Origin of the sequence: Pseudomonas sp. NPDC087185, from assembly GCF_044744955.1 — a bacterium.
Classification (GTDB): domain Bacteria; phylum Pseudomonadota; class Gammaproteobacteria; order Pseudomonadales; family Pseudomonadaceae; genus Aquipseudomonas.
The window spans coordinates 20168-38749 of record NZ_JBIUZK010000008.1 but is presented as its reverse complement, the minus strand read 5'-3'; the positions used below and the strand labels follow the sequence as shown (position 1 = coordinate 38749).

The following is an 18582-nucleotide window of genomic DNA, read 5'->3' as shown; positions in this document are numbered from 1 at the left end:
TCAGGCTTGTGGGGGGGCTGCGAAGGGCACGTCCAGCGGCGCGGTGTCGAAATTGCGCAGCAGGTCGATGAGAATCTGCGTGGCCGGGCCCAGGGTCTTCTCTTTGCTCGAATAAAGGTAGAACAGTGGGTGGCGGCTGCCACCCTGATCCAGCGGCAATGGCTTGAGCACGCCATCGCGCAGCTCGCGATCGATCATGTGCCGCGGCAACCAGGCGAAGCCCAGGCCGCTGCTGACGAACGTGGTGGCGGTGCCCAGGCTGCCAACGGTCCAGCGCTGTTCGGCGCCCAGCCAGCCGACATCGCGTGGCTGGGCGCGACCGGAGTCGCGGATCACCACCTGCAGTTGGCTTTCCAGGTCCTGGAAGGTGATTTCCCGGCCCAGCCGGTGCAGGCTGTGCTCGGGGTGGGCAACGGCCACGAACTCCACCGCGCTCAGTTCGGTGCCCAGGTAGCCGCCGATGCTGTAGCTGCTGATGGCGAGGTCGGCGATGCCTTCGTGCATCACCTCCTCGACGCCGGACAGTACCTCTTCACGCAGGCGTACTCGGCAACCGCGGCTCTGCGGCATGAACGCGGCCAGGGCGCGCACCAGGCGGGCGCTGGGGTAGGCGGCATCGACCACCAGGCGCACCTCGGCTTCCCAGCCTTGCTCCATGTGGTGGGCCAGGTCTTCGAGCTGGCTGGCCTGCTTCACCAGGTGCCGCGAGCGGCGCAGCAGCACGTTGCCGGCGTCGGTCAGCACGGCCTTGCGGCCGTCGATGCGCAGCAGTGGCACGCCCAGTTGCTCCTGCATGCGCGCCACGGTGTAGCTGACCGAGGACTGCGACCGGTGCAGGGCTTCGGCGGCCTGGGCAAACCCGCCGTGATCGACCACTGCCTGCAGGGTCCGCCACTGATCCAGGGTTACGCGCGGCGCTTTCATCTTTGGCTCCTGTTGTCCTAAGCTGCGCTCTTTCAAGGAGAACGCCCCATGAAGAAATGTTGTGCGGCAATACTGATGTGCCTGCCCCTGGGGGCCATGGCTTACCCCATCGACGTGGAGAAGGAACTGACCGGGGTCAAGCTGGACTACAACGCCTACGACACCGCCTACGATATTGGTGCCATTACCCTGAACAACTATGGGCAAGTGCCGGCGGCCTGCAAGGTGACCTTTCGCAATGGCCCCGAGGCGCCACGGGTACGCCGCGTCAATGTACCGGCCGGCAAGAGCGTGGATGTGACGGCCAAGTTCAATCGGCAGATCATCAAGCTGCGCATTGCGCTGGACTGCAAAGCGCAATAAAACGGATTAATCGATAGATTGAACCCACTTTTTACGCTTTTTTATCGATAGGTCAAGCCTTAATCTCACCTCCATCGAATCGCACCCCTTTTGCCGATGGAGGCACCCCATGTCCCGCGTACTGATTATCGAAAGCAGCGCCCGCCAGCAGGATTCCGTTTCCCGTCAACTGACCCGTGACTTCATCGAGCAATGGCAAGCGGCGCACCCGGCTGACGAAATCACCGTGCGTGACCTGGCCGTGACCCAGGTGCCGCACCTGGATGCCAACCTGCTCGGTGGCTGGATGAAGCCCGAAGAACAGCGCAGCGCCGCTGAACTGGACGCGCTGGCCCGTTCCAACGAACTGACCGATGAATTGCTGGCCGCCGATGTGCTGGTGATGGCTGCGCCCATGTACAACTTCACCATCCCCAGCACCCTCAAGGCCTGGCTGGACCACGTGCTGCGTGCCGGCATCACCTTCAAGTACACGCCGACCGGCCCGCAAGGCCTGCTGACCGGCAAGCGCGCGATCGTCTTGACCGCCCGCGGCGGTATCCATGCCGGCGCCACCAGCGACCACCAGGAACCGTACCTGCGCCAGGTGATGGCGTTCGTCGGCATTCACGATGTGAACTTCATCCACGCCGAAGGCCTGAACATGAGCGGTGACTTCCACGAAAAAGGCATCAACCAGGCCAAGGCCAAGCTGGCGGCGGTAGCCTGAGCTTCAACACATTCCCAACCCTGACACCTTGTTTTGCTCCTTTGGGTGTACCTGCCCGGCCGCGATGGCCGGGCTTTTTTATGCCTGCTTTGCGGGCAACACCCACTCAACCCCTCAGAAGCTCACCGATGCCGACAACCGTGCCGTGCGCGGTGCCCCCTGGAACAGGTAGTTATCGCCCAGGTAATCGCCCACATCCCGCCAGTAGCGCTTGTCGAACAGGTTATCCACGGTCAGCCTCAGCACCGTGTCATAGCCGCCGATGCGCGTGCGGTAGCGGCTGCCGATGTCGAACACGGTGTAACCGCCGACTTCGACGTTGCCGGCCTGGCTCGCATATTTGCTGGCGCTGTAGCGCACCCCGCCGAGCAGCGCCAGGCCTGGGACTGGCAGGCTGTAGTCGGCCTGCAAGGCCGCACGCAGGCGTGGCACGTTGATGGCCTGATGCCCCTCGTAAGCATCGGTGCCGCTGTTTTCGACCCGCGCGCGGATCGCCGCGGCGCTGGCCTGCACCTGCAGGTTCGAGGTCACCCAGCCGCTGGCGCCCAGCTCCAGGCCGATGTTCTTCTGCTGACCCTGCTGCACGTAGTTGAAGCTGCCATCCTCTTGCGGGCGGGCGTACTGATAGGCCTGGCGGATCTGGAACAGCGCGGCGCTGAAACTCATGCCTTGCCAGTCGCGCTTGATGCCGAGCTCCAGCTGGTGAGAGAGGGTTGGGGCGAGGATCTCGGCAGCATTACTGGCGTACCACGGCGCGGTGCCCCCGGACGACAGGCCTTTCGCGTAGCTGGCATACAGCGTGGTGTCCGGGCGCGGCTTGTAGATCAGCGCAGCATTGGGCAGCAACTGGTACTGCCGGGTATGGCGCCCGGCCACGCCGTTTTCGTCCCAGGTTTTTTCGTCCAGGCGTACTTCGCGGGCGCCGAGCACGGTCTGCCATTGCTCGTTGAAGCTGATGCGGTCACTGACGAACAGGCCGTACTGGCGGCTGTCCAGGCGCCGTTCGCTGGCACCGACCGGCTTGTCCGAGGGCTGCGCGGCAGGCGCGCCGGTGTAGATGTTGCCGCCGCCGACCAGCTCGTTGTAATAGGGGCGCTGATCCAGTGTGCGGCGTTGCGCGCTGGTGCCCACGGTCAGTTCATGGCCTACGCCGAGGCCGTCGAAACGGCCATTGAGCATGGCCTGGGCTTCGTCGGTGCGGCGGGTGTCGTCGGGGCTGCGGAAGTCGTAGATGTCGTAGTCGCCGTCCGGGCTGAAATGCGACTGCCAGCCGCCTTCGCTGCCCCAGGCAAATGCGCTGTAGTCGTCGATCACCACGTTGCTGCGCGAGGCGCTGAGCGTGCCGCTCCAGGCGTCGTTGAAGCGGTACTGGAAGCGCCCGCCGAGGTACAGCGAATCGGTCTGTACCGGCTTGGCCCAGTGCTGATAGGCCAGGCGGTTGTCCGGGTCGATGCCGTGGGGTACTTCATTGCCGTCGAGCAGTTGGTAGCCGGGCACTGAGCGCTGTTCGCGGTGTTGGTACTCGGCATCCAGCTGCAGGGTGGCATCGGGGCTGATCTGCCAATCGAACGCCAGCGAGGCGAAGTCGCGTTTGCCGTCGGCGTGGTCGACATAGGAGCGGATGTCCTCGTGGGCAAGGTTGGCGCGCAGCCCGAACTGCCGCTCGCTGCCAAACCAACCGCCCAGGTCGGTAGCCAGGTAGTGCTCGCCCTGTTCGTTGGTGGCGACCGTGACGCTGCGCACGTCCTCGGCGCGCTTGGTCACGTAGTTGATCAGCCCGCCGGGCTCCGACACGCCGCTCTGCAGGCCGGACAAGCCCTTGAGCAGTTCGACCTGCTGCTTGTTCTCCAGCGCCACGCTCTGCTCGCCGGCGATGGTCTGGCCATTGATGCGGTAGCTGCTGGCGGCATTCAGTTCGAAACCGCGTACGTTGAAGTTTTCGTAGTAGCCGATAGGCGCATAGCTCTCGCCGACCGAAGCGTCATTTTGCAGCACTTCGCTGAGTTTGCGCACCTGGCGGTCTTCGATCAGTTGCTGGCTGAACACGCTGACCGATGCCGGGGTGTCAAGCAGCGGCGCGGCCTGAAACCCGCCGACGGCGGCTTCACGCACCTGATACCCGTCACTGCCGTAGGTGTCGGTTACCTGCACAGGCGCGAGCGTCACACTGTCTTCAGCGAAACCATGCGGGCTGTGCAGGGCCAGGCCCAGGCTGAGCAGGCTCAGGGGCAGGCGGGGGCGGGGCAGGGGCATGCTGGGGTCCTTAAGCGGCAAAGAACACCGGCCTCTTCGCGGTAAGCCCGCGAAGAGGCCGATACAGACAAAATGGCCGCCATGTTATCAGGCGCAAGTTGCCCAAGTGCGCCCGAAGCTACTTATTCCCCAGCAGCCGGGCGTCGATGCTGGCGCCAGCTGTCGTCGATCTTCGACCAGGTCTTGCCATCGGTGCTGGCCATCAACTTGCGGCCGTCCTTGAACGTGGCCAGGAAGGTGGCTTCTTCCTCCTTGCCACCGAGCCAAAGCCCGGCCAGCAGGCCCACCGGGCCGGCAACCAGGGCACCGGCCACACCCCAGCCGAGTGCGGTGCCCAGGCTGCGGCTGGTCTCCAGGCTGGCAAGCTGCAAGTCGGTGATTCGGGTGAGGGAAATCCGCTCGCCAGGCGAGGGGCTGCGCGGGGTCTTGAGTGTGAGCGATCCATTGCGATACTCGCCTTCACCTTGCAAGAAATCGCCGGATTGCACCGTGAGTCTTGTCATTGAGTCGTCCTGTCAGTGAAAGGGTCTTTGACCAACACCTACTGAAGCGCTGGCGCGACGGGCAAGTCAACGGGCAGGCGACGGAGGGTCGTGTGGTGTCATGCCGCACAGGCCTGTACAGCGCGCTTGCGCTTGCGCTCTGCCCAACCCCACACCAGCAGCGCCAACGCGCCGATCAGCAACCCCGCCACCACGATGCCCTTCCAGCCCGAATGCTGGAACAGCTGCGTGCCCAGCAAGGAGCCTAGCGCGCCGCCGATGAAATAACAGGTGATATAGCCGGCATTGAGCCGGGTACGGGCTTCGGGCCGCAGCGCGATCACCGCATTCTGGTTGCTCACATGCACCAGCTGCACGGCAAGGTCCAGCAGCAGCACGCCGAGCAGCAGGGCTGGCAGCGAACTTTCGGCAAAGCCCAGGGGTACCCAGGACAGCAGCAGCGCCACCAGGCCCACGGTGGTGCCCAGCGAGCCTTTGCCGCGGTCTGCCAGGCGCCCGGCCCAGTTGGCCGACAGTGCACCCGCCGCACCCGCCAGGCCGAACAGGCCGATTACCGCGTCCGAGTAATGGTAAGGCTCACGCGCCAACAGGAACGCCAGCGGCGTCCAGAACAACGCGAACAAGCTGAACGCCAGCAACCCCAACAGCGAGCGCAGGCGCAGCACCGGTTCTTCGATGAACAGTCGGAACACCGAGCCGATCAGTGCCGGGTATTTCAGCCCGGCATGGCTGTGGTGTTGCGGCAGGCTGCGATACAAGGCGAAGGCGGTGATGGCCATCAGCACGGCGGCCAGCACATAAATGCTGCGCCAGCCCCCCAGCTCGGCCATGAAACCGGCGGCGGTGCGCGCCAGCAGGATACCCAGCAGCAGGCCGCTCATCAACGTGCCCACCGCGCGACCGCGCTGGTGCGGCTCGCTCAAGGTGGCAGCCATGGGCACGAGGATCTGCGCCACTACCGAGAACAGGCCGGTGAGCGCGGTACCGAGGATCAGCCACGGCAGGCTGGGGGCGCAGGCGCTGATCACCAGGCCGAGTATGGAAATCGCCGACATGATCACGATCAGCCGGCGCTGCTCGAACAGGTCCCCCAGCGGCGCCAGCAACAGCAGGCCGGCACCGTAGCTGAGCTGCGCGGCAATAACGATGCTGCCGGCGCTGGCGGTGCTCAGGCCGAACTGCTCGGCAATGCTGTGCAGCAGCGGCTGTGCGTAGTAGTTGCTGGCCACGGCCAGGCCGGTGGCGGTGGCCATCAGCAGGATCAGCGCGCGGCTGAGTGTCGGGGATGTCATGGTGTTCTCGTGTTCAGGAAAAAGCGGGGGCGCAAGGCCCCCAGTCTATCAGGCGGCAAAACCACCATCGGCCGTCAGGCTGGCGCCGGTGATATAGCCGGCCTCGGGCCCCGCCAGGTAGGCCACGAAGCTGGCAATTTCATCCACCTGGCCATAGCGCCCGATGGCCATCAACGGAATGAGGCTTTCGGCAAATTCGCCGCTGGCCGGGTTCATGTCGGTGTCCACCGGCCCTGGTTGCACATTATTCACGGTGATGCCCTGCGGCCCTAGGTCACGCGCCATGCCTTTGGTCAGGCCAACCAATGCCGACTTGCTCATGGCATACGGCGCGCCGCCGGCAAACGGCATGCGCTCGGCATTGGTGCTGCCGATGTTGATGATCCGCCCACCCTGGCCCATGTAGCGGGCGGCGGCCTGGCTGGCGACGAACACGCTGCGCACGTTGATGGCCAAGGTGCGGTCGAAGTCGGCGAGGTCGAAATCGGCCAGCGGTGCCACGGCCAGCACGCCTGCGTTGTTGACAAGGATGTCGAGGCGGCCGAAGGCTTTCACGGTGTCGTCCACCGCCAGTTGCACGGCGGCGGCGTCAGCGCTGTCGGCGCGCAGGGCCAGGGCCTGGCCGCCGGCTGTTTTGACAGCCTCGACCAGTTCGTTGGCCGGGCCTTCGGAGCTTGCATAGGTGAAGGCAACCTGTGCGCCTTCGCGCGCCAGGCGGCGCACGATGGCCGCGCCGATACCGCGCGAACCGCCCTGGATCAGGGCCACTTTGCCTTCGAGCGTAAGTTGCTTGGACATGCTGATCTCCTGCTGGAAGCAAGGCCGAATGCCTTGGATGGGCGCAGTATCGGCCGATGATTACCTGCTGATAAGATGGCAATCGCTATCGGCAGAGTAAACCTTTGGTTGGTAATCATGGCCATGGAATCCTTCAACGCCCTCGAATGTTTCATCCGCAGCGCCGAGGTGGGCAGCTTTGCCGAGGCGGCCCGCCGCCTGAGCCTGACCCCGGCGGCAGTGGGCAAGCATGTCGCCCAGCTGGAAGCGCGCCTCGGTGTGCGGCTGTTCCAGCGTAGTACGCGCAAGCTGACCCTGACCGAAGCCGGGCAGCGTTTTCTGGGCGAGGTCAGCGACAGCTTTCGCACCATCCAGTACGCCGTGGCCAACCTGGCCAGTGCCGAGGGCCAGCCCGCCGGGCTGTTGCGGGTGAGCATGGGGACGGTGTTCGGCAGGTTGTACGTGTTGCCACTGCTGGGCGAGTTTTTGCATCGCTACCCGGCGATCACCCCGGACTGGCACTTCGACAACCGCCAGGTCGACCTGATCGGGCAAGGCTTCGATGCGGCCATTGGCGGCGGGTTCGAACTGCCGTTGGGGGTGGTGGCGCGCAAGCTGACGCCGGCGCATCGGGTGCTGGTGGCGGCGCCAGCATACCTTGGCCAGCACGAGGCGATCGAAGACCCGCAAGTGCTGCAGCGCCATGCCGGTATTCTTATTCGCTCACCGCAGACCGGCCGGGTGCGTTCCTGGCCGTTGACCAGCCGCTGGCAGGAGCAGCAGCCGTTGCAGTTGGGCCAGGCGATGACCATGAGCGACTCGGACGCGGCCTGCGCGGTGGCCCAGCAAGGGTTGGGCATCGCCCTGGTCAGCCTGCCGTTTGCCGTGCCTTATCTGGAGGCAGGGCAATTGCAACGGGTGTTGCCGGACTGGTATGTGGATGATGGGCATATCAGCCTGTACTACGCCGAGCACAAGCTGTTGCCGGGCAAGACCCGGGCGTTCATCGAATTTGTACAGGCGCAGTTCGCCGAGCGCGGGTTGGCGGCGAAGTTCGATGCGTTAGCAGGTGCTTAAACAACCTGGGTGACGAAGAATACCTGCGTTCCCAGGTTAACCTCGTCATCGACCTTCTTGCCCATCAACTGTTGGCCCAACGGTGAGCGCGGGGTGATCACAGTCACCAGCCCGTCCCCCTCGCCAATCTTCAAACCGGCCGCCTCCGGCCCCAGGAACAGCAGGCGCTGCCCACTGTCTTCGTCCTCCAGCGTCACCAGGGCGGTGATCTGTATCCCCTGCGCCGGGTCATAATCGCGCAGTGCCAGCTGTTGGTAGATCAGCAGTGCCTGGCGAATCTCGGCCGTGCGCCGGGCTTGGCCGGTGGCCAGGTACGAAGCCTCGAGGCCCAGGGTGTCGTACTTGTTCTCGGCGATGTTCTCTTCGGCGGTGGCGGTTTCGTAGGCGGTCTGGGCGGCGCGGCGCAACACCTCCATGTCGGTTTCCAGGGCTGCAACGATGCGCGTCAGCAGGGTAGCCTTGTCCATGATCAGTAACAGAACTCCAGCACGTTGGCCTGGCTTTTGTCGGTCGGCGCCGTGCGGTTCTGCGACAGCCAGAACTGGCACTTGGGGCTGTTGAGGTTGCGCGGGTTGCCTTGGGCCGCTTCGGCCGCTTGCTGCAGCTCCTGCTTGTGCAGGATGTCCTTGTAGCGCTCGAACATTTCTGTTTGGGCATCCAACGGTTGCGCGGGCGTAACTGCCGGGCGGGCAATGGTTGGGGCGACGGCCTGGGCCAGTGGACTCAATTGCTCAGGCCACCAGTGCCACGCCAGCCACAGGCTCAAGGCGATGGCCACGGCGCCGAGCCACAGGCCGAACGCCACGCACAGGATCAACTGCAGTGGCTTGAGGGTGATCTTCAGTTCACGGTGGCGGGGCATGGCGGCCTCCTGGCAGGCGGGACGAGGCACCATTGTCGCATGGCATCGGGCGACTTTTCAGCGTCGGTGCTTTTGTCGGCGCCCATTTAACCGCAGAATTCGCCGATTTGCGCAGGGCGAGGGCAGGGCACATGGCAGGGAAAATGAAAGTCACCTGGGATATTTTCTGCAGCGTCGTCGACAACTACGGCGATATTGGCGTGACCTGGCGCTTGGCCCGGCAGCTGGTGGCCGAGCACGAACTGGCTGTGCGCCTGTGGGTGGACGACCTGGGCGCCTTCGTACCCCTGTGCCCGGGCGCAGACGCTAGCGCCACGCAGCAATGGCAACAGGGTGTCGATGTGCGCGCCTGGCCTGCTGAGTGGCAGCCGTCTGAGCCGGCCGATGTGGTGATCGGCGCCTTTGCCTGCCAATTACCCGCGCCGTACATCGACGCGATGCGCGCCCGTGCCCAGCCGATACTGTGGCTGAACCTTGACTACCTCAGTGCCGAAGCGTGGGTGGAGGGATGCCACGGCCTGCCGTCGCCGCAGGCCAATGGCCTGCGCAAGGTGTTCTTCTTCCCCGGCTTCACCGACAAGACCGGGGGGCTGCTGCGCGAGGCCTCGCTGCTGCCACAACGGCAGGGCTTTGAGCAGTCTGGCCAAGCGCGCGATGCGTTCCTGCAGCGCCTGGGTGTGCAAGCGCATCCGGATGCGCAGCTGATTTCGCTGTTCGCCTACGAAAACCCGCAACTCGGTGCCTGGCTCGATGCGTTGGCAGCGGACGCCTGCGCCACACACCTGCTGGTGCCGCAAGGCCGTATTCTGGGCGATCTGGGCAACTGGTTGGGCGAGCAGGCGTTGCAGGTCGGCGATGTGCACCAGCGTGGCACGCTCACCGTGCAGATTTTGCCGTTCGTCAGCCAGGATGATTACGACCGCCTGCTGTGGAGTTGCGATTTCAACGCCGTGCGTGGCGAGGACTCGTTCGTGCGCGCGCAATGGGCCGGCCGGCCAATGCTGTGGCACATCTACGTGCAAGAGGAAAACGCCCACTGGGAAAAGCTCGAAGCATTCCTCAGCCTTTACCGACAGGGCCTGTCGGACGCCGCCAGCGAGGCGATGGTGGCATTGTGGCGCGCCTGGAACATGGACCACGACATGCGCCAGGCGTGGCAAGGGGCCCGTAAACACTGGCCGGAACTGCGCCAGCACGCCCGTGACTGGGCGGCCGGCCAAGCCGCTCGGCCGGACCTCGCCAAGGCGCTGGTACAGTTTTACCGAAATTGGCTATGATATGCGGCCTCGATTTTTATAAATCCATCCAGATTCGGATACTTCGTAATGAAAACTGGTAAAGAACTGAAACCCGGTACCGTACTGCGGATCGACAATGACCCGTGGCTGGTCCAGAAAGCCGAGTTCACCAAATCGGGTCGCAACAGCGCGATCATGAAGACCAAGCTGAAGAACCTGCTGACCGGCTACAAGACCGAAACCGTCTACGGTGCGGACGACAAGCTGGACGACGTGATCCTGGATCGCAAAGAAGCGACCCTGTCGTTCATCAGCGGTGACTCCTACACCTTCATGGACACCAGCGACTACACCATGTACGAGCTGAACGCCGAAGACATCGAAGCCGTTCTGCCGTTCATCGAAGAAGGCATGGAAGACGTCTGCGAAGCCGTGTTCTTCGAAGGCCGTCTGGTATCGGTTGAACTGCCGACCACCATCAGCCGTCAGGTTGTCTACACCGAAAACGCTGCTCGCGGCGACACCTCGGGCAAGGTCATGAAGCCTGCCAAGCTGAAGAACGGTACCGAACTGCAGGTTGCCGACTTCATCAACATCGACGAGTGGATCGACATCGACACTCGCGAAGGTGGCGTCTACAAAGGCCGTTCCAAGAAGTAATCCTTCTTGTGACGAGCACAAAAAAACCCGGCCTCGGCCGGGTTTTTTTATGCCTGGTGTTTACACCGTCACATGCAACCGCACATCCACATTGCCGCGGGTGGCATTGGAGTAAGGGCAGACCTGGTGCGCCTTCTCTACCAGCCCTTCGGCATCGGCCTGGGCCAGGCCCGGCAGGTTGATGTGCAGGTCGATATCCAGGCCGAAGCCCCCCGGGATCTGGCCGATCCCCACCTTGGCGGTGATCGAAGCGTCGCCAGGCAGTTGCTTCTTCTCCTGGCCGGCAACGAATTTCAGTGCGCCGATGAAGCAGGCCGAGTAACCGGCGGCGAACATCTGCTCAGGGTTGGTGCCGTCACCGCCCGCGCCGCCCAGTTCCTTGGGGGTGCTCAGCTTGACTTCCAGCTTGCCGTCGCTGGATCGGGATTTGCCGTCGCGACCGCCGGTGGAGGTGGCTTCTGCGATGTACAGCGGAGTGACCTTTTGCATCTTGAGCCTCGCTAGTGTGCTGTGCGCTGCGCGTGAGTCGGTAGCGCCGGGTGGGTACGGGATTTAAATTAGCGCGCAATTAGTTTGTGCGCAAGATAAATATTCACCGCTCGACCGAACGGGCATTGCACAGCATAGACTTCAGAGGTTTTTTTGCAGGTTGTCGCGCAATTCGAGCAGGTCGGCCTGCAGTTTTTGCAGGCTTTCAAGGCTGCGGCCACTGGCTTTGAGAATGCACGGCGGCACCTCTTTGGCCTGTTGCTGCAAGGCGCGGCCCTTGTCGGTTAGTTGCACCAGCACCACCCGTTCGTCCTCGCGGCTGCGGGTTCGCTTGAGCAGGCCTTCGCTTTCCAGGCGCTTGAGCAAGGGAGTGAGCGAGCCGGGGTCGGTGAGCAAGTGCTGGCTGATCTCGCCCACGGTCAGGCCGTCCTGTTGCCACAGCACCAGCATGGCCAGGTATTGCGGGTAGGTCAGGCCCAGTGCCTGGAGCAGCGGCTTGTAGACCTTGGTCATCAGCAACGAGGTGGAGTGCAGGGCAAAGCAGACCTGATTGTCCAGCAAAAGCTCGTCACAAGAGGCTTGGGTGTCGGCGTTCATGCAGGTCCTTGAATATGATCGATGATGAAATCTAGCACGCTGAAGGTTGGCGTACTCATTACCAGCGCAGCTCGCTTTTCAGCGCCAGGTCCCACGGCGGGATCGGGGTGAAGCGGCTCTTGAGGAATTCGAGCAGCAAGCGGCTGCGAGAGTTCGTTTCATGTGCCAGGCGGAGCGCATAAATACCGCTGCTCTCCGCCGCGGGCAGGCCGTCGTCGCAAAACAGCGGTACCAACTCGCCACGCAGCAGGTAGTCGCTGATCAGCCAGGTCGGCAGGTGCGCGATACCCAGGCCTGCAAGGGCGCCGAACAGCAGGGTCTCGGCGTTGTTGGCGGCCATGCGCATGCGTGAGGGGCGGTACAGGCGCAATTGCCCGTCGACGTTGAAGCGCCAGGCGAAGGGCGGCGCCAGGCCGTCCCAGTCCAGCCCGTCGTGCCCTGGCAGCTCGCTTGGGCAGGCGGGCACGCCGCGGTTGGCCAGGTAGGCGGGGCTGGCGCAGGCAATGCGCACCATATAGGCCAGCGGCGTGGCGACTAGGCGGGTATCGGCCAGCGGCCCTGCGCGCAGTACCAGGTCGACTTCACCCAGGTGGCTGCCATGCAGGTCGACGAAGCTGTCGATCAGCCGTAGGTGCACGTCCAGGCCAGGGTAAGCGACGAGGAAGTCGGCAATGGCCGGGGCCAGGTGACGGCGGCCGAAGGCGGCAGGCGCATCGATGCGGATCAAGCCCTCCGGGGCATTGCTCAGCGATACCGCCTCGGCGCGGGCCAGGCGCAACTCCTCGATGATACGCCGAGCGCGCTCGGCAAAGGCGTTGCCAGCCGGTGTGGCGCGCACGGCATGGGTACTGCGGGTGAACAGGCGGCTGCCGATGGCGCTTTCGAGGTTGTCGATGCGCCGTGCCACGGCTGAGGGGGTCAGCGGATGGCGCCGGGCGGCGGCGGAAAAGCTGCCGGTTTCCAGCACATCGAGAAACAGGCTCAACTGATCGGTAAGGGTGTCGGGGCTCATGGCTGCTTTGCTTTTGCATAAAACGCATAGCCATTGTGCGTTGCTATGCGTTTCCCCGCCAGCGCGCAATCGTTAGCATGCTCGCATTGTGCATAGCGGCGGATGAGGCCCTGATGATCGAGTGGTTGTTGTATATCGTGCTGGGCGCGGGCCTGGGCACTGTGGGTGGGCTGTTCGGCATTGGGGGTGGCCTGATCGCCATCCCGGCGCTGGGGGTGCTGTTTGGCCTCGATCAGCAGTTGGCCCAAGGTACGGCGCTGGTGATGGTGGTGCCGAACGTGCTGCTGGCGCTATGGCGTTATCACCAGCGCAACCGGATCGAGTTGCGCCATGCCTTGCCGTTGTCGGCGTGCAGCTTTCTGTTTGCCTGGCTGGGTTCGATCTGGGCGGTGGGGATTGATGCGCACGCCATGCGCCTGGGCTTTGTCGGGTTTCTGGTGGCGCTGGCCATCTGGAACGTGGCACGGATGTTCCTCAAGGCCGCGCCGGCCAGCGCCGAGCTGCGTTATCCCTGGCCGTGGCTGGGCGCACTGGGCTGCTTCTCCGGGACCATGGGCGGTTTGTTTGGTGTGGGCGGGGCGGTCGTTGCCACGCCGATCCTGACCAGCGTGTTCGGCACCACCCAAGTGGTGGCGCAAGGGCTGTCGCTGGCGCTGGCAGCGCCGAGCACCATGGTCACCTTGCTGACCTACGGCGTGCACCACAGCGTCGACTGGAGTGTGGGCATTCCGTTGGCGGTCGGTGGGCTGCTGAGCATCAGCTGGGGCGTACGGCTGGCCCATGCGCTGCCGGAAAAGGTCTTGCGGGCAATGTTCTGCGTATTCCTGGTGGTCTGTGCGGTGATGCTGGGGTTCGAGCTGTAAGGCATTACTGGAACCCTTGCACGATGTAATCCGCCATGCAGTCGGTGATGGGTGACTGGCTCTGGCTGTTGCGCAGCAGCATCACATTGGCCATCGGCAACTGCGGCAAGCCATCCTGTTCGCCAAGGATGCGGATATTGCCGCCAATCAAGCTCTGCAATTGCGCTGTCACCGCAAGGCCCGCGGTGACGATGGCGAAGATCGCCGCCAGGCTGGGGCTGGTGTAGGCGATGCGGTAGTCGATGCCCTGGGCCTCCAGGGCATTGCAGGTCCAGGCGCGACAGAAGCAATCGGTATTGAACAGCGCCAGCGGCATCGGGCGTTGCTCCTGCGGGCAGAAGCTTTCGGCGGCGGCCCATACCAGGCGTTCCTGGCGCAGCAACTGGCCGACTTCGTTGCCCGGTTCGCGGGTGACGATCGTCAGGTCCAGATCTTGACGCAGCATCAGCTGTTTCGACGAGTCACAATGCACTTCCACCTGAATCAGTGGGTAGGCCTGGGCAAAGCTCGACAGGATGGTCGGCAGAAACCGCATGGCGTAGTCGTCCGGCGTGCCAATGCGGACCATCCCGACCATGTGTGGCATGCGCAGGGTATTGAATACTTCGCCATGCAGCTTGAGGATGCGCCGGGCATAGCCCAGCAGCACCTGGCCCTCGGCGGTCAGGCGCACCTGGCGGCCGTCGCGTTCGAACAGTTGGCGCTGCAGGATGTCTTCTTCCAGGCGTTTCATCTGCATGCTCACCGCTGACTGGGTGCGGTTGACCACTTCGCCGGCGCGCGTGAAGCCGCCTTGCTCGGCGATGGCGACGAAGGTGCGCAGCACGTCGGCGTCAAGGCTTTGATACTGGGACATTGCATCAATCTCCGAGATGCATCGCATCAGAAACATTCGTTGGATTGATCTTAAGCCCGGCGTGAGACTGGAGCCATCAACACGGAGGGCTTCACGATGAAAGGTCATGTCAGCAGCATCCAGCAACCTGTCTTCACCCTGAACCAGCTGTGGCATGCGGCGACCGCCCGCCCGCTGCGCTGGTACGAGCTGTATCGCCAACGGCGGGAACTGGCCAGCCTCAGTGATGCTACCTTGCACGACCTTGGCTTGAGCCGGGCGGATATCCAGCAAGAGGCCGAGCGGCACTTCTGGGATGACCCGCTGCGCAAGTAATGCTGTGTCGTGTCCCTTGGCCCTATCGCCGGCAAGCCGGCTCCCACAGGTACTTGACCGGCCTGAAATGGGTGAAGCATTCGTGGGAGCCGGCTTGCCGGCGATAGGGCCAGTGACGACACTAGAGGGACAACAGACCCGCAGGGAGTACTTCCATTGCCCCTTGAGCTGTCCACCCAGCAGGCCCGCCGCCTAGCCCTGGCTGCCCAGGGCTTCGGCAAGCAGCCTGAAGCTGCCCCGACCCTGCCCGCCATCACGCGCATGTTGCAACGCCTGGGCGTTGTCCAGATCGACTCGGTCAATGCGCTGGTCCGCTCTCATTACCTGCCGCTGTTCTCGCGCTTGGGCGACTACTCGCCCGCCAGCCTCGACCAGCTCGCCTGGGGCCGTGGCCGCCAGCGCCAGCTGTTCGAATACTGGGGCCATGAAGCCTCTCTGTTGCCCATGAGCCTCTACCCACTGTTGCGCTGGCGCATGGCCCACGCGGCCGATGGTCGCGGTATCTACCGCCAGCTCGCGCAATTTGGCCGCGAGCGCCAGGAGGTGATCGCCCGGGTACTGGCGGCAGTCCGCGAGCAGGGCGCGTTGGGTGCCGGCAGCCTGTCGACGCGGCAGGAACGCGCCGGCCCCTGGTGGGACTGGAGCGAGGAGAAACACGCGCTCGAGTGGCTGTTCGCCGCAGGTGAGGTAACTGTGGCCAGCCGGCGCGGCTTCGAGCGGCTCTATGATGTCCCGGACAGGGTCTTGCCGCGGGCGATCCTCGACCAGCCACCCCCCAATGAAGCTGAAGCCCATCAAGGCCTGGTGCTGCACGCCGCCATCGCCCTGGGCGTGGCTACCGAACGCGACCTGCGCGATTATTTTCGCCTGGAGCCCGCGCAGGGCAGGGCGGCAGTGGCTGAGCTGGTCGCCGATGGGCGTTTGCAGGCCGTCGAGGTGCAGGGCTGGAAGCACCGCGCCTATTGCGCCGGCACGCCGCGTATTCCCCGCCGCATAGACGCAAGCGCACTGCTGTCACCGTTCGATTCGCTGGTCTGGGAGCGCAACCGCACCGAACGCCTGTTCGACTTCCGCTATCGCCTGGAAATCTACACACCCGCGCACAAGCGGGTGTACGGCTATTATGTGCTGCCATTTCTGTACAAGGAACGCATCGCCGCGCGCCTTGACCTGCGTGCCGAACGCGCTCAAGGGCAGCTTGCGGTGCACGCGGTGCACATCGAATCAATACCGCTGGACGAGGCGGGTTATCACGCCTTGGCCGTGAACCTGCGGCGCCTGGCCAGCTGGCTGGGCCTTGAAAGGGTGCAACTGAACTGCCCGCGCCAGGCGGGCAGCCCACTGCCTCAGGCGTTGCTCAGCGGCGCACCTGCTTGAGGGTTTCGGCGATCAGGAAGGCCAGCTCCAGCGACTGATCGGCGTTCATGCGTGGGTCGCAGTGCGTGTGGTAGCGGTCGGACAACGCGTCCTCGGTGATCGGCCGGGCGCCGCCGATGCATTCGGTGACGTTCTGCCCGGTCATCTCGATATGGATACCGCCCGCATGGCTGCCCTCGGCCTGGTGCACCTGGAAGAACTGCTTCACCTCGTCGAGGATCTGCGCGAAGTCGCGGGTCTTGTAGCCGCTGCTGGCCTTGATGGTGTTGCCGTGCATCGGGTCCGAGCTCCACAACACCTTGCGCCCCTCGCGCTCGACGTTGCGGATCAGCCCTGGCAGGTGTTCGCCAACCTTGTTGGCGCCCATGCGCACGATCAGGTTGAGGCGGCCGGGGTCATTGTCAGGGTTGAGGGTGTCGATCAGGCGGATCAACTCTTCGGGGTTCATGCTCGGCCCCACCTTGACCCCGATGGGGTTGTGCACGCCGCGCAGGAACTCCACATGGGCGCCATCAAGCTGGCGGGTGCGGTCGCCAATCCACAGCATGTGCGCCGAGCAGTCGTAGTAGTCGCCAGTCAGGCTGTCCTGGCGGACGAAGGCTTCTTCATAGTTGAGCAGCAGCGCCTCGTGGGCGGTGAAGAAACTGGTTTCGCGCAGTTGCGGGGCGCTGTCCAGGCCGCAGGCACGCATGAAAGCCAGGGTTTCGTCGATGCGGTTGGCCAACTGGTGGTACTTGTCGGCCAGCGCCGAGTTGGCGATGAAATCGAGGTTCCACTTGTGTACCTGGTGCAAGTCGGCAAAGCCGCCCTGGGCAAAGGCGCGCAGCAGGTTGAGGCTGGCGGTGGCCTGGTGGTAGGCCTGCAGCAGACGGTCCGGGTCGGGGATGCGGCTTTTTTCGTCAAAGCCGATGCCGTTGACGATGTCGCCGCGGTAAGCCGGCAAGGTCACGTTGCCGATGGTTTCGTCGCCCGAGGAGCGTGGCTTGGCGAACTGCCCGGCCATGCGCCCGACCTTGACCACCGGACAGCCGGCGGCAAAGGTCATGACAATGGCCATCTGCAACAGCACCTTGAAGGTGTCGCGGATCTTCGCTGCGGAAAACTCGGCGAAGCTCTCGGCGCAGTCACCGCCCTGCAGCAGGAAGGCACGGCCTTCGGTGACTTCGGCGAACTGCCGGCGCAACTCGCGCGCTTCCCCGGCGAACACCAGCGGCGGGTAGCTGGCCAGGGTCTGCTCGACCTTGAGCAGATGCGCGGCATCGGGGTAGGTCGGTTGCTGCTGGATCGGCAGGGCACGCCAGCTGTCAGGGCTCCACGGTCGGTTCATCACAGGCTCGGTATTGTCGGTTATAGGCTGTCTGCCATGGTAACAGTTGGCGCTGAGCTTGTTGCATCGCGGGTGTTGACGGACAATGCGCGTTTTTGCGCGGGCGGGTGGCAGGTACATGGCGACGGAGCGGGAAGAGCGGCTGTTGGCCCGGGTCGAAGATGCCTTCGGCGTCATCAGCGTGTATGAGGTGGAGGATTACCGCTTCCTCGAGTTCGGCGATGCCATCGAGCAGAGCTGCGTGTTCACCGCCGACCCCAGCTGGCTGGAGTACGACTACACACGCGCCATGCTGGTCGGTGCACTGTGCCATGAACAGCCCGAAAGTGCGCTGTTTCTGGGGCTGGGCGCCGGCACCTTGACCCAGGCTTGCATGAAGTTCCTGCCGTTGGAAGACATCGAGGCCATCGAGCTGCGCCCGGACGTCCCGCGCCTGGCCATGGAGTACCTGGGGCTGGACGATGACCCGCGGCTGTACGTGCGAGTCGGTGATGCCCTGGAACTGCTGCCCACGGCGGAGAAGACCGACCTGTTGTTCGTCGACCTGTACACCGACCATGGCCCGGGCGTCGGCCACCTGGCCTGGACCTTCCTGGAAAATTGCCAGAAGCAGCTCAACCCGGGCGGCTGGCTGGTGATCAACCAGTGGGCCGGCGACGACGGCAGGCCGCTGGGCGCGGCGCTGTTGCGCGGCTTGTACCACCGCCATTACTGGGAGCTGCCGGTGAAGGAGGGCAATGTGATCCTGCTGGTGCCAGCGGACCTGGAGCAGGTGCTGGACCTGGACGCAGTACGGGCACGGGCCGAGGCGCTGGCGCCGCGGTTGGGGTACAGCCTTGAGGGGTTGATTCGGGTGATTCGGCCTGCTACCTGAAACCGCATCGTTCTGTTTGCGGGTTTACCCACGAAAAAGGGCGACGCGGTGTAGCAGAGGGAATCGTTTCAGCCAGCGTTTCCTGATGGCCCGATACTGGCCTTGAACCGTAAAAATATTCCTCACTTCCCGCTGTTAATTCGGGTATAGTACGCGCCGGTCTTTTAGCGGACCTCAAAATCAGGTGGTGCAAATCCTCCGAGTCCAGCTTCGG

21 protein-coding genes are annotated in these 18582 nt (G+C 64.0%); 9 read left to right on the top strand and 12 right to left on the bottom strand.

The features are described 5' to 3' along the window. Positions 1-924 (bottom strand): LysR family transcriptional regulator, encoded by a 924-nt coding sequence (locus tag ACIPIJ_RS24045; RefSeq protein WP_401081434.1) that lies wholly within the window; start codon positions 922-924, stop codon positions 1-3. A gap of 48 nt (positions 925-972) precedes the next feature. Between ACIPIJ_RS24045 and ACIPIJ_RS24040 the strand changes: the two genes are divergently transcribed. Beyond that, positions 973-1287, top strand: a complete 315-nt coding sequence (locus tag ACIPIJ_RS24040) for a 3-phosphoglycerate kinase (protein WP_401081431.1) — start codon at positions 973-975, stop codon at positions 1285-1287. A 109-nt stretch (positions 1288-1396) separates the two neighbouring features. After that, positions 1397-1996, top strand: coding sequence for an FMN-dependent NADH-azoreductase (locus tag ACIPIJ_RS24035; protein ID WP_401081428.1), 600 nt, complete (start codon positions 1397-1399; stop codon positions 1994-1996). Between the two features lie 114 nt (positions 1997-2110). On the opposite strand, the gene ACIPIJ_RS24030 is transcribed toward ACIPIJ_RS24035, so the two are convergent. From ACIPIJ_RS24030 to ACIPIJ_RS24015, 4 genes are all read right to left on the bottom strand, one after another. Next, the gene (locus tag ACIPIJ_RS24030) at positions 2111-4249 is read right to left on the bottom strand and encodes a TonB-dependent siderophore receptor (protein WP_401081425.1); all 2139 of its coding nucleotides are present in this window, start codon (positions 4247-4249) and stop codon (positions 2111-2113) included. 122 nt (positions 4250-4371) lie between these two features. After that, positions 4372-4752, bottom strand: a complete 381-nt coding sequence (locus ACIPIJ_RS24025; protein WP_401081423.1) for a hypothetical protein — start codon at positions 4750-4752, stop codon at positions 4372-4374. 98 nt (positions 4753-4850) lie between these two features. Beyond that, complete coding sequence (locus ACIPIJ_RS24020) at positions 4851-6044, bottom strand: MFS transporter (protein WP_401081420.1); 1194 nt, start codon at positions 6042-6044, stop codon at positions 4851-4853. Between the two features lie 48 nt (positions 6045-6092). Beyond that, positions 6093-6842: a 3-oxoacyl-ACP reductase family protein gene (locus tag ACIPIJ_RS24015; protein ID WP_401081417.1), complete on the bottom strand. Its 750-nt coding sequence runs from the start codon at positions 6840-6842 to the stop codon at positions 6093-6095. A gap of 117 nt (positions 6843-6959) precedes the next feature. On the opposite strand from ACIPIJ_RS24015, the gene ACIPIJ_RS24010 reads away from it, so the two are divergent. Continuing rightward, positions 6960-7898 carry a LysR family transcriptional regulator gene (locus ACIPIJ_RS24010; protein ID WP_401081414.1) on the top strand — a complete coding sequence of 313 codons (939 nt, stop codon included), beginning with the start codon at positions 6960-6962 and terminating at the stop codon, positions 7896-7898. Here the strand turns inward: ACIPIJ_RS24010 and ACIPIJ_RS24005 are convergent. Then, entirely contained in the window at positions 7895-8365 is a 471-nt protein-coding gene (locus ACIPIJ_RS24005; protein ID WP_401081412.1) for a GreA/GreB family elongation factor, read from the bottom strand. The two genes, ACIPIJ_RS24010 and ACIPIJ_RS24005, sit on opposite strands and share 4 nt — an antisense overlap. Positions 8366-8367: 2 nt before the next feature. After that, on the bottom strand, positions 8368-8760 hold the full coding sequence (locus ACIPIJ_RS24000; RefSeq protein ID WP_401081410.1) for a hypothetical protein: 393 nt from the start codon (positions 8758-8760) through the stop codon (positions 8368-8370). Between the two features lie 143 nt (positions 8761-8903). On the opposite strand from ACIPIJ_RS24000, the gene earP reads away from it, so the two are divergent. Continuing rightward, positions 8904-10037: an elongation factor P maturation arginine rhamnosyltransferase EarP gene (gene earP / locus ACIPIJ_RS23995; RefSeq protein WP_401081408.1), complete on the top strand. Its 1134-nt coding sequence runs from the start codon at positions 8904-8906 to the stop codon at positions 10035-10037. 48 nt (positions 10038-10085) lie between these two features. Next, on the top strand, positions 10086-10658 hold the full coding sequence (locus ACIPIJ_RS23990) for an elongation factor P (protein WP_043203751.1): 573 nt from the start codon (positions 10086-10088) through the stop codon (positions 10656-10658). A 60-nt stretch (positions 10659-10718) separates the two neighbouring features. On the opposite strand, the gene ACIPIJ_RS23985 is transcribed toward ACIPIJ_RS23990, so the two are convergent. The 3 genes from ACIPIJ_RS23985 to ACIPIJ_RS23975 form a co-directional block, all read right to left on the bottom strand. Then, complete coding sequence (locus tag ACIPIJ_RS23985; RefSeq protein WP_401081406.1) at positions 10719-11147, bottom strand: organic hydroperoxide resistance protein; 429 nt, start codon at positions 11145-11147, stop codon at positions 10719-10721. 141 nt (positions 11148-11288) lie between these two features. Next, positions 11289-11744 (bottom strand): MarR family winged helix-turn-helix transcriptional regulator, encoded by a 456-nt coding sequence (locus tag ACIPIJ_RS23980; protein WP_401081404.1) that lies wholly within the window; start codon positions 11742-11744, stop codon positions 11289-11291. A 58-nt stretch (positions 11745-11802) separates the two neighbouring features. Continuing rightward, positions 11803-12756: a LysR family transcriptional regulator gene (locus ACIPIJ_RS23975; protein ID WP_401081402.1), complete on the bottom strand. Its 954-nt coding sequence runs from the start codon at positions 12754-12756 to the stop codon at positions 11803-11805. 113 nt (positions 12757-12869) lie between these two features. Between ACIPIJ_RS23975 and ACIPIJ_RS23970 the strand changes: the two genes are divergently transcribed. Next, positions 12870-13619: a sulfite exporter TauE/SafE family protein gene (locus ACIPIJ_RS23970; protein ID WP_401081400.1), complete on the top strand. Its 750-nt coding sequence runs from the start codon at positions 12870-12872 to the stop codon at positions 13617-13619. A 4-nt stretch (positions 13620-13623) separates the two neighbouring features. Here ACIPIJ_RS23970 and ACIPIJ_RS23965 read toward each other — a convergent pair whose 3' ends face one another. Next, positions 13624-14475, bottom strand: coding sequence for a LysR substrate-binding domain-containing protein (locus tag ACIPIJ_RS23965; protein ID WP_401081398.1), 852 nt, complete (start codon positions 14473-14475; stop codon positions 13624-13626). 96 nt (positions 14476-14571) lie between these two features. Between ACIPIJ_RS23965 and ACIPIJ_RS23960 the strand changes: the two genes are divergently transcribed. Then, the gene (locus tag ACIPIJ_RS23960; protein WP_401081396.1) at positions 14572-14790 is read left to right on the top strand and encodes a DUF1127 domain-containing protein; all 219 of its coding nucleotides are present in this window, start codon (positions 14572-14574) and stop codon (positions 14788-14790) included. A 156-nt stretch (positions 14791-14946) separates the two neighbouring features. After that, positions 14947-16167, top strand: coding sequence for a winged helix-turn-helix domain-containing protein (locus ACIPIJ_RS23955; protein ID WP_401081394.1), 1221 nt, complete (start codon positions 14947-14949; stop codon positions 16165-16167). Here ACIPIJ_RS23955 and ACIPIJ_RS23950 read toward each other — a convergent pair. Continuing rightward, positions 16148-17494, bottom strand: coding sequence for a class II 3-deoxy-7-phosphoheptulonate synthase (locus ACIPIJ_RS23950; RefSeq protein ID WP_401081393.1), 1347 nt, complete (start codon positions 17492-17494; stop codon positions 16148-16150). The two genes, ACIPIJ_RS23955 and ACIPIJ_RS23950, sit on opposite strands and share 20 nt — an antisense overlap. A gap of 118 nt (positions 17495-17612) precedes the next feature. Between ACIPIJ_RS23950 and ACIPIJ_RS23945 the strand changes: the two genes are divergently transcribed. Continuing rightward, positions 17613-18368 carry a spermidine synthase gene (locus ACIPIJ_RS23945; RefSeq protein ID WP_401081391.1) on the top strand — a complete coding sequence of 252 codons (756 nt, stop codon included), beginning with the start codon at positions 17613-17615 and terminating at the stop codon, positions 18366-18368. The last annotated feature ends 214 nt before the right edge of the window (positions 18369-18582 follow it).

What these genes read in the sequence shown, in the direction of transcription:
- ACIPIJ_RS24045 (WP_401081434.1), bottom strand. Translation starts at nt 924, where the DNA reads ATGAAAGCGCCGCGCGTAACCCTGGATCAGTGGCGGACCCTGCAGGCA.
- ACIPIJ_RS24040 (WP_401081431.1), top strand. Translation starts at nt 973, where the DNA reads ATGAAGAAATGTTGTGCGGCAATACTGATGTGCCTGCCCCTGGGGGCC.
- ACIPIJ_RS24035 (WP_401081428.1), top strand. Translation starts at nt 1,397, where the DNA reads ATGTCCCGCGTACTGATTATCGAAAGCAGCGCCCGCCAGCAGGATTCC.
- ACIPIJ_RS24030 (WP_401081425.1), bottom strand. Translation starts at nt 4,249, where the DNA reads ATGCCCCTGCCCCGCCCCCGCCTGCCCCTGAGCCTGCTCAGCCTGGGC.
- ACIPIJ_RS24025 (WP_401081423.1), bottom strand. Translation starts at nt 4,752, where the DNA reads ATGACAAGACTCACGGTGCAATCCGGCGATTTCTTGCAAGGTGAAGGC.
- ACIPIJ_RS24020 (WP_401081420.1), bottom strand. Translation starts at nt 6,044, where the DNA reads ATGACATCCCCGACACTCAGCCGCGCGCTGATCCTGCTGATGGCCACC.
- ACIPIJ_RS24015 (WP_401081417.1), bottom strand. Translation starts at nt 6,842, where the DNA reads ATGTCCAAGCAACTTACGCTCGAAGGCAAAGTGGCCCTGATCCAGGGC.
- ACIPIJ_RS24010 (WP_401081414.1), top strand. Translation starts at nt 6,960, where the DNA reads ATGGCCATGGAATCCTTCAACGCCCTCGAATGTTTCATCCGCAGCGCC.
- ACIPIJ_RS24005 (WP_401081412.1), bottom strand. Translation starts at nt 8,365, where the DNA reads ATGGACAAGGCTACCCTGCTGACGCGCATCGTTGCAGCCCTGGAAACC.
- ACIPIJ_RS24000 (WP_401081410.1), bottom strand. Translation starts at nt 8,760, where the DNA reads ATGCCCCGCCACCGTGAACTGAAGATCACCCTCAAGCCACTGCAGTTG.
- earP (WP_401081408.1), top strand. Translation starts at nt 8,904, where the DNA reads ATGAAAGTCACCTGGGATATTTTCTGCAGCGTCGTCGACAACTACGGC.
- ACIPIJ_RS23990 (WP_043203751.1), top strand. Translation starts at nt 10,086, where the DNA reads ATGAAAACTGGTAAAGAACTGAAACCCGGTACCGTACTGCGGATCGAC.
- ACIPIJ_RS23985 (WP_401081406.1), bottom strand. Translation starts at nt 11,147, where the DNA reads ATGCAAAAGGTCACTCCGCTGTACATCGCAGAAGCCACCTCCACCGGC.
- ACIPIJ_RS23980 (WP_401081404.1), bottom strand. Translation starts at nt 11,744, where the DNA reads ATGAACGCCGACACCCAAGCCTCTTGTGACGAGCTTTTGCTGGACAAT.
- ACIPIJ_RS23975 (WP_401081402.1), bottom strand. Translation starts at nt 12,756, where the DNA reads ATGAGCCCCGACACCCTTACCGATCAGTTGAGCCTGTTTCTCGATGTG.
- ACIPIJ_RS23970 (WP_401081400.1), top strand. Translation starts at nt 12,870, where the DNA reads ATGATCGAGTGGTTGTTGTATATCGTGCTGGGCGCGGGCCTGGGCACT.
- ACIPIJ_RS23965 (WP_401081398.1), bottom strand. Translation starts at nt 14,475, where the DNA reads ATGTCCCAGTATCAAAGCCTTGACGCCGACGTGCTGCGCACCTTCGTC.
- ACIPIJ_RS23960 (WP_401081396.1), top strand. Translation starts at nt 14,572, where the DNA reads ATGAAAGGTCATGTCAGCAGCATCCAGCAACCTGTCTTCACCCTGAAC.
- ACIPIJ_RS23950 (WP_401081393.1), bottom strand. Translation starts at nt 17,494, where the DNA reads ATGAACCGACCGTGGAGCCCTGACAGCTGGCGTGCCCTGCCGATCCAG.
- ACIPIJ_RS23945 (WP_401081391.1), top strand. Translation starts at nt 17,613, where the DNA reads ATGGCGACGGAGCGGGAAGAGCGGCTGTTGGCCCGGGTCGAAGATGCC.